Source organism: Streptomyces sp. NPDC015345 (assembly GCF_043078805.1).
GTDB lineage: Bacteria > Actinomycetota > Actinomycetes > Streptomycetales > Streptomycetaceae > Streptomyces.
Map to the genome: position 1 here is coordinate 119,494 of NZ_JBIBTX010000001.1, position 15,154 is coordinate 134,647.

The 15,154-nt window shown below is 73.4% G+C and carries 16 protein-coding genes; 3 read left to right on the top strand and 13 right to left on the bottom strand.

The genetic code is table 11. From position 1 onward, the window contains the following. Positions 1–166: 166 nt before the first annotated feature. Complete coding sequence (locus ACF062_RS00600; RefSeq protein WP_030784272.1) at positions 167–394, bottom strand: CarD family transcriptional regulator; 228 nt, start codon at positions 392–394, stop codon at positions 167–169. 288 nt (positions 395–682) lie between these two features. Between ACF062_RS00600 and ACF062_RS00605 the strand changes: the two genes are divergently transcribed. Then, positions 683–1,678 carry a protein kinase gene (locus ACF062_RS00605; RefSeq protein ID WP_392133865.1) on the top strand — a complete coding sequence of 332 codons (996 nt, stop codon included), beginning with the start codon at positions 683–685 and terminating at the stop codon, positions 1,676–1,678. Between the two features lie 19 nt (positions 1,679–1,697). Here ACF062_RS00605 and ACF062_RS00610 read toward each other — a convergent pair whose 3' ends face one another. Beyond that, positions 1,698–3,206, bottom strand: a complete 1,509-nt coding sequence (locus tag ACF062_RS00610; protein WP_392133868.1) for an alkaline phosphatase PhoX — start codon at positions 3,204–3,206, stop codon at positions 1,698–1,700. 353 nt (positions 3,207–3,559) lie between these two features. After that, positions 3,560–5,020, bottom strand: a complete 1,461-nt coding sequence (locus ACF062_RS00615; RefSeq protein ID WP_392133871.1) for a hypothetical protein — start codon at positions 5,018–5,020, stop codon at positions 3,560–3,562. Between the two features lie 295 nt (positions 5,021–5,315). On the opposite strand from ACF062_RS00615, the gene ACF062_RS00620 reads away from it, so the two are divergent. Beyond that, positions 5,316–7,154, top strand: a complete 1,839-nt coding sequence (locus ACF062_RS00620; RefSeq protein ID WP_392133873.1) for an endonuclease/exonuclease/phosphatase family protein — start codon at positions 5,316–5,318, stop codon at positions 7,152–7,154. Positions 7,155–7,184: 30 nt separating this feature from the next. Here ACF062_RS00620 and ACF062_RS00625 read toward each other — a convergent pair whose 3' ends face one another. From ACF062_RS00625 to ACF062_RS00660, 8 genes are all read right to left on the bottom strand, one after another. After that, positions 7,185–7,955 carry an SRPBCC domain-containing protein gene (locus ACF062_RS00625; protein WP_392133876.1) on the bottom strand — a complete coding sequence of 257 codons (771 nt, stop codon included), beginning with the start codon at positions 7,953–7,955 and terminating at the stop codon, positions 7,185–7,187. Between the two features lie 71 nt (positions 7,956–8,026). Then, a complete protein-coding gene (locus tag ACF062_RS00630) occupies positions 8,027–8,818 on the bottom strand; it encodes an antibiotic biosynthesis monooxygenase (RefSeq protein ID WP_392133879.1) in 792 nt (263 codons plus the stop codon). A 93-nt stretch (positions 8,819–8,911) separates the two neighbouring features. Beyond that, on the bottom strand, positions 8,912–9,715 hold the full coding sequence (locus ACF062_RS00635) for an SGNH/GDSL hydrolase family protein (RefSeq protein WP_392133882.1): 804 nt from the start codon (positions 9,713–9,715) through the stop codon (positions 8,912–8,914). A 156-nt stretch (positions 9,716–9,871) separates the two neighbouring features. After that, positions 9,872–10,138 carry a DUF4235 domain-containing protein gene (locus tag ACF062_RS00640; RefSeq protein ID WP_223773953.1) on the bottom strand — a complete coding sequence of 89 codons (267 nt, stop codon included), beginning with the start codon at positions 10,136–10,138 and terminating at the stop codon, positions 9,872–9,874. Beyond that, on the bottom strand, positions 10,135–10,806 hold the full coding sequence (locus ACF062_RS00645; RefSeq protein ID WP_392133886.1) for a DUF3618 domain-containing protein: 672 nt from the start codon (positions 10,804–10,806) through the stop codon (positions 10,135–10,137). The genes ACF062_RS00640 and ACF062_RS00645 overlap by 4 nt, the downstream gene beginning before the upstream one ends. After that, positions 10,803–11,243, bottom strand: coding sequence for a phage holin family protein (locus ACF062_RS00650; protein ID WP_392133889.1), 441 nt, complete (start codon positions 11,241–11,243; stop codon positions 10,803–10,805). Before ACF062_RS00650 ends, ACF062_RS00645 begins: the two co-directional genes overlap by 4 nt. A gap of 52 nt (positions 11,244–11,295) precedes the next feature. Continuing rightward, positions 11,296–11,961, bottom strand: coding sequence for a hypothetical protein (locus ACF062_RS00655; protein ID WP_392133892.1), 666 nt, complete (start codon positions 11,959–11,961; stop codon positions 11,296–11,298). Further along, positions 11,958–12,119 carry a hypothetical protein gene (locus ACF062_RS00660; protein ID WP_392133894.1) on the bottom strand — a complete coding sequence of 54 codons (162 nt, stop codon included), beginning with the start codon at positions 12,117–12,119 and terminating at the stop codon, positions 11,958–11,960. The genes ACF062_RS00655 and ACF062_RS00660 overlap by 4 nt, the downstream gene beginning before the upstream one ends. A 236-nt stretch (positions 12,120–12,355) precedes the next feature. On the opposite strand from ACF062_RS00660, the gene dapA reads away from it, so the two are divergent. Then, positions 12,356–13,309, top strand: a complete 954-nt coding sequence (gene dapA, locus ACF062_RS00665) for a 4-hydroxy-tetrahydrodipicolinate synthase (RefSeq protein ID WP_392133896.1) — start codon at positions 12,356–12,358, stop codon at positions 13,307–13,309. Here the strand turns inward: dapA and ACF062_RS00670 are convergent. Together ACF062_RS00670 and ACF062_RS00675 are read right to left on the bottom strand one after the other, a co-directional pair. Further along, positions 13,249–14,475: a WD40 repeat domain-containing protein gene (locus ACF062_RS00670; protein WP_392133899.1), complete on the bottom strand. Its 1,227-nt coding sequence runs from the start codon at positions 14,473–14,475 to the stop codon at positions 13,249–13,251. The two genes, dapA and ACF062_RS00670, sit on opposite strands and share 61 nt — an antisense overlap. Continuing rightward, positions 14,472–15,032, bottom strand: a complete 561-nt coding sequence (locus ACF062_RS00675; RefSeq protein ID WP_392136393.1) for a SigE family RNA polymerase sigma factor — start codon at positions 15,030–15,032, stop codon at positions 14,472–14,474. The genes ACF062_RS00670 and ACF062_RS00675 overlap by 4 nt, the downstream gene beginning before the upstream one ends. Positions 15,033–15,154 lie beyond the last annotated feature (122 nt).

Here is a 15,154-nt window from a genome sequence, read left to right on the forward strand (position 1 = left end):
GTGGGGCGCCCCGCGTCTGGCGGGGGGGGGGCGGGGGGGGGGGCGCCGGGGGGGGGGGGGGGGGGGGGGGGGGGGCCGGGGGGGGGGGGGGGGGGGGGGGGGGGGGGGGGGGCGGGGGGGGGGGGGCCCCCCGCCCCTCACGTGTGTCGGATCAGGTCTTCGGGAGTCAGAGCTTGGCGAGCTTCGGGTAGGGACTCAGGAACCGTCCCTGACGGCCCGCGAAGTCGATGACGACCGCGTCCTCTCCCTCGACGCCGACGATCCTCCCGAGTCCGTACTGGTCGTGGGAGACCCGGTCACCCACGGCGAACTGCTCTACGGGTGGGGCGGGCGGAGCGGGCACGTTGAAGGGACTGTTCGGCAGGTGGCGGCGCGAGCCGGCGGGCCTCGTCATATTCGAAGTATGCGCCCCCGGACACCCCCCGCACCATGCTCCGAGCTCACACCGCCCTCACATCGGTATGGAACAGACACACAAACCCCTATACCGACGGCCGTCGCGGGGCCCCTAAGCGACCCGAACGGGGTAACGGGGATCACGGTGCCCGGTCGGCCCGCGCGGCCCCCGGCGGCCGCAACCGTACGATGCCTCACAGGCGTCGCACAGACCGACAGATCGCCCTGTCAGCCAGATCGCCCTGTATCGGAAGAGCCCCGCCGGGGCCCGCTGGAAGGAGCTCCCGTGGACGTCGGCGGGTACCGGATCGTTTCGCTGCTCGGCGAGAGCAGCATGGGCCGTGTCCACCTCGCGCGGTCCGCGTCCGGGCGGCCGGTCGCCGTCAAGACGGTCCACGCGCGGCTCGCGGCCGACCCGGGCTTCCGTGAGCGCTTCCGGCGCGAGGCGGCCGCCGCGCGCGCCGTGACCGGGCGGTACTCGGCCGCCGTGCTCGACGCCGGTCCGGACGCGGCGGAGCCGTGGGTGGCGATCGAGTTCTGCGCGGGGCCCGGCCTGCCGGAAGCGGTGGGCACCTACGGTCCGCTGGGCGACGCCGAGCTGGGCGCGCTGGGCGCGGCGCTCGCCGAGGCCCTCGCGGGCGTGCACGCGGCGGGCGTCCTGCACCGTGCCGTGAAGCCCTCGAACGTCGTCGTCACCCGGGACGGTCCGAAGCTCCTCGGCTTCGGCGTCGCCGAGCGCGCGGCCGCCGGAAGCCTCGCTGCGGCCGGGCGGCCCCCCGGCTCGCCCGGCTTCCTCGCCCCCGAGCTGCTGACGGGCGACGCCCGGCCGGGGCCCGCCGCCGACGTGTTCGCGCTCGGCGCGGTCCTCGCGGTGGCGGCGACCGGCCGCGGCCCGTTCGGCTCGGGGCGCGCGCCCGAGGTGCTCTCCCGCACGCTGTACGAGGAGCCGGACCTGCTCGGCGTGCCGGGCGACGCCTGGCCCTGGTTCCTCGGCCGCTGCCTGGCGCGCGACCCCGCGGGCCGCCCGTCGGTCGCGGAGGCACTGGCCTGGTGCGCGGGGCGGGCGGCCACGCCCCCGTGGTGGGAGACGGAGCCGATCGCCGGCCTGATCCGCCTCCAGGAGGACGAGATGACGGAGCTGTCGGCGTGGGACACGGAGGGCGGCGAGGCCCCCGGTGACGAGGTGGTCGACCTCGGCCTCCTGGGCGCCTTCGGCGCCGTCCCGCGAGAGCGGCCCGCCGCCCCCGCCGCCGTCCCGACGGATCCCCGTTCCCCCTGGTGACCGCGGGGGCCAGGGGGCGTCAGCGGCGCTGTCGCTTCCACGGGCCCGTGATCGCCAGCAGGATGCCGGGCGACTGGATGCTCGCGTACAGCGTCCTTCCGTCGGGCGAGAAGGTGACGCCCGCGAACTCGCTGTACTTCGGGTCCTCCGCCGTACCGGCGTTGAGTTCGTTGCGCGCGATGGGGTACGTCCGGCCGCGCTCCGTCGCGCCGAAGAGGTGCTGGACGCCGTCGCCGTCCTCCGCGACGACCAGGCCGCCGTACGGCGAGACGGTGATGTTGTCGGGGCCGTCCAGGGCGCCGTCGCGGTCCGGGTCGGCGTTGACGCCGAGCAGGACCTTCAGGGTGAGGGTGCGGCGGCCGGGGTGGTAGAACCACACCTGTCCGTCGTGCTGGACGGGGCTCTCGCCGCGGGCGTAGGAGGCCACGATGTAGACGCCGCCGTCGCCCCACCACATGCCTTCGAGCTTGCGGGCGCGCGTGATGTCGCCGTCGTCGAACTGCTGGCGCACGGGCACCGTCCGCGCGTCGCGGTCGGGCACCTCCACCCAGTCGACGCCGTACACCGTGCCGATCCTGGTGGCGCGGGAGAGGTCGTCGACGAAGCGGCCGCCGGAGTCGAAGCACTTGGGCGCCTTCAGGACGCCCGCGTCGTCGGCGAGGGTGCCCAGCCTGCCGGGGCCGTGCTCGAAGCCGTGCGGCGGGGTCCAGCGGTAGAGGAGGCCGTTGGGCCCCGAGGCGTCCTCGGTGAGGTAGAGGTGGCCGCGCCGAGGGTCGACGACGACGGCCTCGTGGGCGTAGCGGCCCAGCGCCTTGATGGGGTGGGGGGCGCGGTTGGCCCGGCGGTCATTGGGGCCTCCCCTGCTCGAACGCAGTTGAGAGCTTGGGGAAGGATCGACCTCGAAGACGTAGCCGTGGTCCTTGGTCATGCCGTTCTGGCCGGCCCTGTCCTCGGTCTCCTCGCAGGTCAGCCAGGTGCCCCAGGGGGTGCTGCCACCGGCGCAGTTGGTGGCGGTGCCCGCGATGCCGACCCACTCGGCGACCTGCCCGTCGCGGCGGACCTCGACGACGGTGCAGCCGCCGGACGCGGCGGGGTCGTAGACGAGTCCCTCGGCGAGCGGGACGGGGTGCTTCCACTTGTTGCGAGGGCCGCTCAGCTCGTGGTTGTTGACGAGGAGGGTGGTGCCGCGCGGGCCCGCGAAGGCGGCGGTCCCGTCGTGGTTGGAGGGTGTGTACTCGCCGCTCTCCAGCCGGGTCTTCCCGCTGTGGGTGAGGACGCGGTAGGAGAATCCCGCGGGCAGGGCCAGCAGGCCCTTCGGGTCGGGGATCAGCGGGCCGTAACCGGGGCCGCCGTGGCCGCGCGCGTGCGTACCGTCCGCGGCGTCGGCGTCGGCGCCGTCGATGCCGTCGAACTCCGTGGCGGCGAGGGCCCCGGGCGCGGTGGCGAGTGCGCCGACGCTGCCGGCCAGGGCGATCCCCGCCCCGGTCATCGCGGAGCGTCTGGCGAAGTCCCTGCGGGTGAGCGACATGGTCTCTCCTGGGGCGCGAAGGCGGAATACGTAGGACCGGACCGGCCACCGGCTGCCGTCGGCGAAACGGTCCCGCTTCCGCTTGAACGGCGGTTGAACGCCGTCCGACGCCCAAGGGCCACCTTCCGTGAACCTGCCCGGCCGGCGCCCGGGACCCTCACCCTGCGCCCCCAGCGGCCGCTCGCCGACCGTCGGCTTCGGCCCCGGCGTGAAGTGGTCCGGCGGGCAGCCCACCTGGCGTCCGCAGCGCCCCGTGGGACGTCACGGGCGGCACGATCGGCGACACGACGCGGCTGGACGCCGGGCGCGCGGGGCCGGCGGGGCGCGCCGCCCCCTCGGTCCCCGCGGCCGGCTCAGAGGCCCTGCTGCGACCTCGCCTTGAAGGCGGCCTTCCGGGCTTCCTTGGCCACCTTCTTGTCGGGGTGCAGCCGTCCCATCGCTTCGAGGACGTCCGCCGTGGCGGGGTGCTCCACGCGCCACGCGGTGGCGAAGAAGCCGCTGTGCTGCTGGGCGAGGCCCTCGACGAGGCCCTGGAGCTCCTCGGAGTTGCCCTCGGCGGCGAGCTGCGCGGCGATCGTGTCGATGGTCAGCCAGAAGACGAGCGCCTCCGACGGCGCGGGCACGTCGGCGGCGCCGTGCTCGGCGAGCCACACCCGGGCGAGCCCGCCGAGCTCCGGATCGTCGAGCACTTCGCGCAGCGCGGGCTCCGCCTCGTCGCCGACCAGGGACAGCGCCTGCTGGCAGCGGAGCCTGCGCAGCGGCGCGCCCTCGTCGCCGCCGCGCGCCGCGGCCAGCAACTCCCGTGCCGCGCCGAGCGGTTCGTGCCGGGCGAGCCACTGCTCGATCTCGGCCTGCGCGGCGGCCTGCGGGAAGCCGGAGGTGCCCTCCAGGAGCACGTCCGCGCCCTTGTCGGCGAGTTCGCCGACGGCCGGCGCGTCGACGCCGGCCTCCAGCATGCGGGCGCGGATGCCGTAGAGGCCGAGGGGGGTGAGCCGCACCATGCCGTAGCGGGTGACGTCCTCGTCGTCGACCGGCGCGGGCTCGGCCACCGGGCCCGTCTCGTCGATCTCCGCCATGAGGGCCTCGTCGACCGGCTGGTACTCGACCAGGCCGAGCGGTTCGAAGAGGCGGAACTGGTCGTCGAGCTTCATCATCGCGTCCGACACCTGCTCCAGGACGTCGTCCGTGGGCTCGCCCATGTCGTCGGGGACGATCATCGAGGCGGCGAGCGCGGGCAGCGGCACCGGGCCCTCACCGCCCGCGGCGTCGCCCACGGTGAGCAGGTAGAGGTTGCCGAGGACGCCGTCCAGGAAGTCCGCCTCGGCCTGCGGGTCCCAGCCGAGCTCGCCGAAGTCGACCTCGCCCTTCTCCTCCAGGACGTCGAGGAGGTCCTCCATGTCGGGCACGGTGGCGTCCGCGTACACGGTGTCGAGGGCGCCGAGCCAGATGCCGAGGACGTCCCGCGGGCCGCCGGAGGAGAGCAGCGCGAGCTCCTCGCCCTGGGTGACGGTGCCCTCCCCGCCCTCCTCCTCCGCGTCCGTGACCTCCACCAGGCCGGTGTCCACGGCGATCCGCCAGGCCTCGCTCGCGTACGCCGCCGCGTCGGGGTCACCCGCGTCGAGCCCCAGCTCGGCGGCGGCCGCGGGGAGCTGGGCCTCGACGAGTTCGCCGCCCGCGCCGACCCTGGTCTCAGGACCTGCCCAGCGGGCGAGCCGCACGGCGCGGGAGAGCAGCGGTGTGGCGAGCGCGGCCCGCGCGAGCTCCGCTTCGGAGTGCAGCAGCACCGGCGGCAGGGTGGCGGGGCTTACGGACATCGGCTGGTTCTCCTCCGAGGGTGCGGGGCGCCGAGGGTACGGGTCGGCAAGGCGCAAGCCTAGACGGATTTGGCCGTATGCCGCCCGGTTCATGTCCCTGTCAGAAGACGTACAGGCGACGGGCACCCGCGGAACCTTGACAACTCCCCTGGTCACACACGAGATTGACGCGCGTAGAGCGCCCGCTCGGGATGCCTCTCACCCTCCGTGTCCTCCCTGTCTTCCCTGTCCGCCCTGTCCAACCTGTCTTACCTGTCTTGCCTGTCTTCCCTCACCCCTCATCCGGAGTTCCCTGATGCCTCACATACAGAGATCCGCCGCCGTCGGTGCCGTCGTCACCACCGCCCTCGCGGCCGGCCTGCTCGCCGTCTCCTCCCCCGCCGCCTCGGCCGACGAGGTCCGCGTCCACGACATCCAGGGCACCACCCGGCTCTCGCCACTGGCCGGGCAGCAGGTCACGGACGTGCGCGGCATCGTGACCGGTGTCCGCGGCTACGGCTCCAAGGGTTTCTGGATCCAGGACACGAAGGCGGACGGCGACCCCGCCACCAGCGAGGGCGTCTTCGTCTACACCGGCTCGGCGCCGCTCACCGTCAAGCCCGGCGACGCGGTCCGGGTGTCCGGGACGGTCGGGGAGTACATCCCGGGCGGCGCCAAGTCCGGCAACCAGTCCCTCACGCAGATCACCAAGCCGACGGTGACCGTCGAGTCGTCCGGCAACGCGGTGCCCGCGCCGGTCCGCGTCGACGCGAAGTCGGTGCCTGCCCGGTACGCGCCCGCCGGTGACCCCGCGCAGGATGGCAGCGTCAACGGCCTGCCGCTGAAGCCCCGTACGTACGCCCTGGACCTGTACGAGTCCCTGGAGGGCATGAACGTGAGCGTCGGCAGCTCGCGTGTGGTCGGGGCGACCGACGCGTACAACGGGCTGTGGGTGACGGTGAAGCCGCACGAGAACCGCAACCGGCGCGGCGGCACCGTCTACGGCTCCTACGACGCGCAGAACGGCGGGCGGCTCCAGATCCAGCAGCTCGCGCCCGTCTCCGAGCACCCCTTCCCGAAGGCGAACGTCGGCGACGTCCTGAAGGGCGGCGCCGAAGGGCCCCTGGACTTCAACCAGTTCGGTGGTTACACCCTCGTCGCCCGTGAGCTGGGCGAGGTCCGCGACAAGGGTCTCGTGCGCGAGAAGACGCGGCGCCAGGCCAAGAGCGAGCTGGCGGTGGCCACGTACAACGTGGAGAACCTCGACCCGACCGACCCGCAGGAGAAGTTCGACGTGCTGGCCGGGGCGGTCGTGACGAACCTGGCCTCGCCCGACATCCTCGCCCTGGAGGAGATCCAGGACGACAACGGCGCGAAGAACGACGGCACGGTCTCGGCGGGCGCGACCCTGAAGAAGTTCACGGACGCGATCGTCGCGGCGGGCGGGCCGCGCTACGAGTGGCGGTCCATCGACCCGGTGAACAACAAGGACGGCGGCGAGCCCGGCGGTAACATCCGCCAGGTCTTCCTCTTCAACCCGGAGCGGGTCTCCTTCACCGAGCGCGCGGGCGGCGACGCGACGACGGCCACCGAGGTCGTACGGTCGGGCAAGCGCGCCGCGCTGAGCCACTCCCCCGGCCGGATCGACCCGCAGAACGCGGCGTGGACCAACAGCCGCAAGCCGCTGGCCGGCGAATTCGTCTTCCGCGGCCGCACGGTCTTCGTGATCGCCAACCACTTCGGGTCCAAGGGCGGCGACGAGGGGCTCACCTCGCACCACCAGCCGCCGGTGCGCTCCTCGGAGACGCAGCGGCTGAAGCAGGCGCAGGCCGTGAACGACTTCGTGAAGGACATCCGCGCGGTGGAGCGGAAGGCGGACGTCGTCGTGCTCGGCGACATCAACGACTTCGAGTTCTCGGCGACCACGAAGACGCTGACAGACGGCGGGGCGCTGCGCGCGGCCGTCACGTCGCTGCCCAAGAGCGAGCGCTACTCGTACGTCTACCAGGGCAACTCGCAGGTCCTCGACCAGATCCTGACCAGCCCCGGGGTGGGGGACGAGGACGACTTCTCCTACGACAGTGTGCACATCAACGCGGAGTTCACCGAGCAGAACAGCGATCACGACCCGCAGGTGCTGCGCTTCAAACCGTGACCGGGGAAGGCCGGGCGGGGGCCGGCTCGCTCACCCGTAGAGGTGGTGCAGCCAGTCCTGCCAGGCCAGTTCGGTGCGTTTGGTGTCCGCCTGCGGGCCGAAGTCGTGCACGCTGACGCGCACCGGCGCGCCGGAGTGGTTGCGGCCGAAGAAGCGGTGCAGGGCGTCGTCCGTCCGCAGGCCGATGAAGTACCGGCTGCGGAAGTCGATCACCGCGTCGAGTTCCTCGCCGGGGGCCTCCACGCGGACCCGGGCGCCCTCGGCCGCGTCGTCCGGCAGGCCGAGGGCGCGGGCGAGGCGCGTGAAGGCGTCCGGGGCGACCGAGGTGGGCGGGCCGTTGAGCGCGGAGAAGACGGCGGGGCGGCCCGCGAAGTACGCCATGTACTGGCACAGCGTGTGCAGGTGGAAGTCGGTGTGCCTGATGGCGTCGTCGTATCGGCGGTCCCAGTCGTCGGCGAAGGAGCCCCGCTGGACATAGCGCAGCCAGGAGCGCCGACCGCCGTCGCGCGGCTCTATGGTGTGGTCGAGCTGGTCCAGCCGGTCGGGGGGCCGGCCGGGCCCGTGGTCGGCGCCCTGGACGCGGGCGGTGAGGCGGTGCGGCGGCTCCCAGCGGGTGACGGTGCCGCCGAAGGGGGCGGCGCCGCCCTCGCGCGGCTCGTACTTCATGGGCCACAGCCAGCCGCCGGTGCCGGTGGTGAGGGCGGCCCAGACCTCGGCGGGGGAACCCTCGACCTCGAACTCCCGGGCGATCTCGAAGCGCTTGCCGCCGTCGGCGGGGCCTTTCGCGGGGACGTCCAGCATCCCCCCACCGTCTCGCCGCCCCCTACCCCTGTCCAGGCGGGCGGAGCCGTCGGTGGCGGGGCGCCCTGAATCTACGCATGGCTCGGTACGAAGTTGTACGCCGGCCGGTACCGGGCTATCGAGTCGCCGCTCGCGACCCCGGGGAACTCCTGCACGCGCCGCCACTCGGGCGTCGGTGATCCCACGCCGTCGCCGGCGGCGGCGAGCGCGTCGACGTGGGCCTGCTCGCTCTCCCACTCCGCGTAGTTGACGACCTTCGTGCCGTCCGTACTGACGTGGAAGTGCGCGGAGATCAGCGCCTCGCCCGGGACCGGATCGCTGTTCAGGGCGTCCAGCACGCCGTCCACCCAGGCGCGCTGGCGTTCGACGTCAGGGCCCTCGAAGTCCACTTCCACGATCACGACGGCGCCGGGCTCGCGCCCCGAGCGCCCCGAGCGTCCCGCGCCGTCCGGCCAGCTGCGGTACAGCCGTGTCTTGGCGAGGGCGAGGCGTTCTATGCCCGGCACGGCGGCGTCGATGTCGGCGTTGCGCGCGTCCCTGCCGTTCTCCGCGCTCGCGAAGAACTCCTGGTACGCCTGCTCGTCCCGCCACTGCGAGTGGTGCAGGACCGTCGAACCGTCGGAGCCCGCGTACACCGTGTAGGACAGGAGTCCCTCATGCGGCCAGGGGCGGCTCCGCCAGACCCGCGCGATGGTGTCCAGGGTGGCGCGCTGCCGTTCGGGCGAGCCGGTGCTCCAGGTGCTGAGGAAGGTGAGGCCCGCGTCGGGGCGGGCGGGGTCGGGGTGGGTGCCGGTGCTCTGGGCCGTGGTCGCAGAGGTCGCAGTGGTCTCAGAGGTCTCAGTGGTCTCAGTGGTCTCAGACATGGCTGTCCGTCCGTCTCGATGCGGGTAGGTCCGGAGCCGGTACGGGCCCGGCTCCGTGCACGCCTTACGCTCGGACATCAACCATGGTTCAGGTCAAGCGCGTTCGGGATCCGGTACGGTCACCGCGCCGAGGACGGGGCGCTTCGCCTCCCGGCCGTCGCCCGAGGAGCGGCCCCGCACCCGCCGCCACAGCCACGGGCCCATGAACCCGGTGAACCAGCGTGCGTGCGCCGTCGCCTCCCCCCACACCGACACCGGCGCGAGCGGCGGCAGCGTGGCCAGCCAGCCCTCGTGGCCGGGCAGGCCGAGGGCGTCCGCCATCCCGGCGGCGATCCTGGCGTGGCCCAGCGGGCTCGCGTGCATGCGGTCGCCGCTCCACAGCCGCGGGTCGCTGGTGATCCGGTGCGGGAAGGTGTCGAGCACCGTCACGCCGTGCCGGTCGGCGGCGGCCCGGATCCGGGCGTTCAGGTCCAGGACGCGGGGCAGCGCGCGCCGCGCGAGCGGGGAGATCCGCCCGATGTCCGGGAAGGTCACGGTGGCCACGTGGGCGCCGGCCGCGGTGAGTTCGGTGAACATCTCCTCGATGTCGGCGGCGACGCGGGCCGCGTCGAAGCCGCTCGGCCGCACCAGGTCGTTCATGCCCGCCATGACGGTCACCAGGTCCGGCTTCATCGCGAGCGCGGGGCCGAGCTGCTCCGCCTTGATCAGCGCGGTCCGCCGGCCGCGGACGGCGAGGTTGGCGTACAGGAGGTCGGGATTCACCGCGGCGAGGATCTCGGCGAGCCGATCGGCCCAGCCCCGGTAGCCGCGCGCCTCGTCACCGTCCCCGACGCCCTCCGTCTGGCTGTCTCCGATCGCGACGTAGCGTGCGTACGGATGGTGCTGCGTGGTGGTCATGGGCCGAGCTTCCTCCGGGCACCTGACCTCGTCAACGCGGCCTTCGGGCGGCGCGCGGCGGCCGGGCGGGATTCCGCGGCATGTCATTGTCCGCGGTTCTCCGCCCGGCCGCACCCTGGAGCCCACAGGGCAGCCCAGGGCCGCCCTCCACCCCCGTCAATCCGGCCAGCGGCCCGTCACACGGCGGACGCCCACCGCCCCGCCGCGTTCCACCGCCGCCCTGACCACGGCGAAGATCGCGCCCTGGAGCGCGGCCGCGGCGAGGATCTCGCGCCAGGCGCGGTCCTCGTCGTGGGCGTCGGGGGCGTCGTCCTCACCCGCCACCATCTTCCAGGTGCGGTTGAACAGGGCGCTCGCGGCCATACCGCCGAGCATGCCGAAGGCCATCCCGAGCGGCTTGTAGAGCACGTTGGTCTTGCTCATCGGCGGCCACCTCCCTTACGGCGCCGGAACGCGACGTACGCGAGCAACGCGCCCGCCCCCGCCGCGACGAACGCCCCGGGGCGTCGGCGGCCGGCCCGTACGACGCCGGTCGCGACGTCCCTTACCGGCTCCGGCGTGTTGTCCTGCACGCGCCGCGCCACCTCGGTGACCTTCTCCTCGGCCTGGGCCACGGCCTGGTGTTCCTCCGCGCGCGCCTTCGCGCCGAGCACGGCATCCTTGGCCCGCGCGGCGCCCTCCACGGCCTTGCCCTTCGCCAGGGCGGCGCCCTCGATGGCCTTGCCCTTGACCTGCGCCGCGCCCTCGATCGCCTTCTCCTTCGCCTGTGCCGTGCTTCCGGCGGCCGCGTTCTTCGCGTGCCCCGCCTCGTCCGCCGCCTTGCCCTTCGCGCGGGCCGCCTGCTCCGTCACTTTGTCCTTCACCTGTGCCGCCGTTCCACGTACTTGACCCTTTACCGCTTCGGCCTTTTCCTTCGCGCGGGACTTCACGTCCGCCTTCGCCGCCAGTTCCTCCACGGTCACGCCGAGCCGCCCGCGGGTGTCCTCGATCTGCCTGCGCAGTTCGTCCGGCCCCTGCGCGCCGGTGTCCGTAGAACTCTCCGGCTCCTGGCCGCCCTTGGGGTCCTGGGGGTTCTTCGGCGTGTTCGTCATCGGTGCGCCCTTCCCTTGATCTCCTCGACGTCCGCCCGGACACTCTCGATGGCCTCCTGCGGCACGGGCGGTACCGCTTGGGCCAGTTGCTTGCGCCCCATCACGGCCAGCACCCCCGCCACGGCGAAGAGGACGCCGGTGACGATGAGGGCGGCCGCCCAGACGGGCAGGGCGAGAGAGAGCGCCGCGATGGCCGTGGCCGCCAGCGCCATGAGTCCGATGTACGAGATCGCGCCGGCCGCCCCGAGGAGCCCGCCGCCGCGGCCCGCGCGCTTGCCCTTGGCGGCCATCTCCTGGGCGGCGAGCCGCATCTCCTGGCGTACGAGGTCCGACAGTTGCGCGGTGGCTCGCTCGACGAGCTGGCCCACCGAGTGCTGCGGATCGTCGCTGTGCCGCGCGTGGTCGCGCGTCGACTGCTCGTGCGTGGTCCCGGTCACGGGTGCCGCCTCCCTTCTGCCTGGGAGGGCCGGGTACCCGCGCCTGGCCGCGCTATCCCCGTTGATCCCCGGTCAGCCGCGCCAGCTCCGCCTGGAACCAGTCGAGGCGGGCCTGGAGGAGCGCGGCCTCGGCCATCAGTTCGGGCATGCCGAGCGTCAGGGGCCCGCCCGCGGAGGCGGGCGGGGCGGGCGTGACGACCCTCAGCCCCTCCCCCGCGAGCCGCGCGAACTCCACCACGGACACGGCCTGCCGCGCCCCCCTGCACAGCCCGCACGCCGGTTCGAGGGCCCGCCACCCCGGCCTGCCCCACCCGGCGTCGGCGAGGAGCGTTGCGGCGCCGCCGCAGTCGCACGGCGGCACGGTGGCCTCCCGGACCCGCTGCCTGGCGTACCGGAAGCCGCGCTCGAAGCGGATGTACACGCCGAGCACCGTCACTTCGAGGAGCACCGCCCTGCGATGCTCGGCGGTGCACAGGAGCCCCTCGGCGGTGGCCCGGTCGTGCACGCAGTGGAACCCGCAGTCGCAGCGGCGGTTGGGGGCGCTGTGCCGTCTGCCGTAGACGCAGCCCGCCTCGTCGAGGACCGCGTACGGCAGGCCCGCGCCGAGGGAGACGCCGGTGAAGGCGGCCCGGGTGCCGTCGTGGGACAGCACCGGGCGGGCGATCTTGTAACCGGTCGGCGGCTCCGTCGGGCGTTCCTCGGGGAGCCGCAGCCTCATCGGCCTGCCGTGGCCTCGACCGGCCGGGGCTCCGCCGCCGGCTCAGCGGTCGCGGGGCCGGGTTCGGGCATGGCCGTCGTCTCGTACGGCCGCGCCGGATCCTCCTGTCGCGGCTGCTCTTCGGCGATTCCGGTGGCGAGTGCCTTGCCGAGCCTCATGACGCCTCCTAGGGACCGACTGTCCCGCCATGGTGACCCACAAGAGGCCGAATTGGCACCACCGCATGCCTCAACTCGCCTCAATCAGTCGCGAATTCACCGGCGTCTCGCCCGGAACCCGCCTTGAAATCACCTCCGTATCTCCGCACACCGCTCCCCATCACTTAGCACTGCTGCGCCTTACCGTGTAGAAGAATTAAGTGGAGCTTCAGTGTCCGCGGCCTGAGACTGCTCGCATGACCCACACGCCCACCCGCCCCGCGCCGCCCGCACGGCCCCCCTTCGGCCGCGCCCTGTGCGCGATGATCACGCCCTTCACGGACACCGGTGCCCTGGACCTCGACGGGGCCCAGCGCCTCGCCGACCGGCTGGTGAGCGACGGCTGCGAGGGGCTCGTCCTGTCCGGCACGACCGGTGAGTCGCCGACCACCTCCGACGCCGAGAAGGCGGCGCTCATCCGGGCGGTGGCCGACGCGGTGGGTGAGCGCGCCCACATCGTCGCGGGCGTCGGCAGCAACGACACCCGCCGCACCGTCGAGCAGGCACGCGACGCGGAAAAGGCGGGCGCACACGGCCTGTTGGTGGTCACGCCGTACTACAGCAAGCCCCCGCAGGACGCCGTCGAGGCGCACTTCCGCACGGTCGCCGACGCCTGCGGGCTCCCGGCGCTGCTCTACGACATCCCGGGCCGCACCGGCACCCGCATCGAGCCGCGGACCCTCCTGCGCCTCGCGGGCCATCCGCGGATCGTCGGTGTGAAGGACTGCGCCTACGACATCCTCGGCAGCCAGCACGTCATCTCCCGTACGGACCTCGCGTACTACGCGGGCTGCGACGAGTACAACCTCGCGCTGTACGCGGTGGGCGGCGCCGGCTACATCAGCACGGTGTCCAACGTCATCCCCGCCCGGCTCCGCGCGGTCCTCGACGCCTTCGACGCGGGCGACACGGCGGCCGCCCGCGAGGGCCAATTGGCCGCCACCCCGCTGATCGAGCTGATGATGGCCTCGGGTCTGCCCGGCGCGGTCACGGCGAAGGCGCTGCTCGGCGGGCTCGGCCTGCCCGCGGGTCCGGTGCGGGCACCACTGCTGCCCGCCGGCCGCGAGGCGACCGACGGGCTGCTCGCCGCCTACCGGTCGGCGAAGAGCGGGGTCCAGCGCCCGTCGGAAGGCTCCTTCGGCGAGCGGTAACCGCTGAGCGGGACGGTCTTCTTGCTCCCGATGGTGACGAGGACGAGACGGTTGCGGTATTCGCTCGTGCCGGGCGCGATGTCCCAGGCGATGAGCCGCTTGTCGTCGGCCCAGGCCAGGAGTTGCTGGCCGGGGATCTTGGCGACGCGCTTGCCGGTGAGGGGGTCGTTGATTTCGGTCGCGGTGGTCTTGGCACCGCCCGCGAAGTCACCGGCGGCGAGCTTTCCGTTCGGGGAGAGTCCGGCCTCGACGAACCAGTGCAGATGCTTCTCCTTCGCGGGCGTGCTCGCTTTGCGGCCCTTGAAGTCGTAGTACTGCTGGTGCGGCGCGGAGGTGAGGCCCGTGTAGACCAGCGAGCCGTCATGGCTGAAGGTGAAGTCCTGACGGGTGTTGATTTCCGCGATGCCGAACCCGCCGGTCTCCGTCTTCACCTCGCTCCAACCGCCGTCCCCCGACGCCACGTCGAGGACGTAGAAGCCGGTCCTGCTCGGGTCGGCGGGGCCCGGCTCCTCGTGCTTGCCGTCGCTCATCGGATTGTCCATGTCGAGCAGGTCCGGATTCTCCGCGTACGTCGTCGCGACGAGCTTCCTGCCGTCGGGCGAGAACTCGACGCCGCCGACTCCGCGGTCCACCGGGATCCAGCGCTCGACCTTGCCCGTCATCAGGTTCAGCAGTCCGATCCGCTTGGTCGGGAGTTCTCGCTCCAGGACGGCGGCGGTCCGCATCCCGGGCGCGACGTCGAGCCACGACCAGCGGGGAGCCTCGCGGTAGGTGCCGGTCTTCTGGTCGAGGAGCCGGTACGTGCGGGTGATGACGGCCTCGCCGTCGGATCGCTTGACGCGCTTGTTCGTGCTGTACGCGGCGAGCGCCGTGTCGCCCGCGGCGATCAGCTCCCGGGGCGGTGTCTGGCCGGGGTGAGCGAGGACGTCGCCGCTGCGCAGCTCACTGGCCGGGCGCGGGCCGCCGTCCGCGGAGTCCGGGCCGAGGCCCGGTACCGCCACCGCCACGACGGTGGCCGTCACCACCGCGAGCGAGGCGCCCACCATCGTCCGGGTCCTTCGCCGCCTGCGCGCGGCCAGCACCCGGTCGGCGAAGTTCCCCGGCACGGGCGCCCCTTGGTCGGCCTGCTCCCGCAGCGACTCACGGACCAGATCTGCCACCTTCACGGTCGTACCTCCATCGGCGAGAAGTCGGGGGAAGAGGGCCGCTCGGCCACGTCCTGCCGGTCGAGCCGCGCCAGCTCGGGCGCGAGGCCGCGCAACCGGGCGAGGGAGCGGTGCGTCGTACTGCGCACGGTGCCGACGGAGCAGCCGAGGACGGCGGCCACCTCCGCCTCCGGCAGGTCCTCGAAGTAGCGCAGCACGAGCACGGTGCGCTGGCGCGTGGTGAGCTTGGCCAGCGCACCGCGCATCACGATCCGCAGCTCCGCGGCGGACGTGCCGTCCCCGGACGCCGCGCGCTCCGGCGGCTCGGCGACGGCCAGTTCGCGCCGCGGCCACTTCAGCCGCCAGCGGCTGACCTGCTGCCGATACAGGATCCGCCGGACGTACGCCTCCGGCTCGTCGATCCGCCGCCACCGCCCCGCCGCCTTGACGAGCGCGTTCTGCAGCAGGTCCTCGCCCGCGTGCCGGTCGCCCCCGCTGAGCAGTATGGCGGTCTTCAACAACGCCGACGATCTCGTCTCCACGAACTCCCGGAAACTCTCCTGCTCCTGGGCATCCATCGTCACCTTCGCTCCCTGGGGGGCCTGTTGCCCTCCCGCATGAGTGAGGACGGGTCCGGACGCCCCCCGCTATGCCTGTGCGCAGAAAAAAGAAGCGGCCGCCCCCAGAGGGGAGGCGACCG

What these genes read in the sequence shown, in the direction of transcription:
- ACF062_RS00600 (WP_030784272.1), bottom strand. Translation starts at nt 394, where the DNA reads ATGACGAGGCCCGCCGGCTCGCGCCGCCACCTGCCGAACAGTCCCTTC.
- ACF062_RS00610 (WP_392133868.1), bottom strand. Translation starts at nt 3,206, where the DNA reads ATGTCGCTCACCCGCAGGGACTTCGCCAGACGCTCCGCGATGACCGGG.
- ACF062_RS00615 (WP_392133871.1), bottom strand. Translation starts at nt 5,020, where the DNA reads ATGTCCGTAAGCCCCGCCACCCTGCCGCCGGTGCTGCTGCACTCCGAA.
- ACF062_RS00620 (WP_392133873.1), top strand. Translation starts at nt 5,316, where the DNA reads ATGCCTCACATACAGAGATCCGCCGCCGTCGGTGCCGTCGTCACCACC.
- ACF062_RS00625 (WP_392133876.1), bottom strand. Translation starts at nt 7,955, where the DNA reads ATGCTGGACGTCCCCGCGAAAGGCCCCGCCGACGGCGGCAAGCGCTTC.
- ACF062_RS00630 (WP_392133879.1), bottom strand. Translation starts at nt 8,818, where the DNA reads ATGTCTGAGACCACTGAGACCACTGAGACCTCTGAGACCACTGCGACC.
- ACF062_RS00635 (WP_392133882.1), bottom strand. Translation starts at nt 9,715, where the DNA reads ATGACCACCACGCAGCACCATCCGTACGCACGCTACGTCGCGATCGGA.
- ACF062_RS00640 (WP_223773953.1), bottom strand. Translation starts at nt 10,138, where the DNA reads ATGAGCAAGACCAACGTGCTCTACAAGCCGCTCGGGATGGCCTTCGGC.
- ACF062_RS00645 (WP_392133886.1), bottom strand. Translation starts at nt 10,806, where the DNA reads ATGACGAACACGCCGAAGAACCCCCAGGACCCCAAGGGCGGCCAGGAG.
- ACF062_RS00655 (WP_392133892.1), bottom strand. Translation starts at nt 11,961, where the DNA reads ATGAGGCTGCGGCTCCCCGAGGAACGCCCGACGGAGCCGCCGACCGGT.
- ACF062_RS00660 (WP_392133894.1), bottom strand. Translation starts at nt 12,119, where the DNA reads ATGAGGCTCGGCAAGGCACTCGCCACCGGAATCGCCGAAGAGCAGCCG.
- dapA (WP_392133896.1), top strand. Translation starts at nt 12,356, where the DNA reads ATGACCCACACGCCCACCCGCCCCGCGCCGCCCGCACGGCCCCCCTTC.
- ACF062_RS00675 (WP_392136393.1), bottom strand. Translation starts at nt 15,032, where the DNA reads ATGGATGCCCAGGAGCAGGAGAGTTTCCGGGAGTTCGTGGAGACGAGA.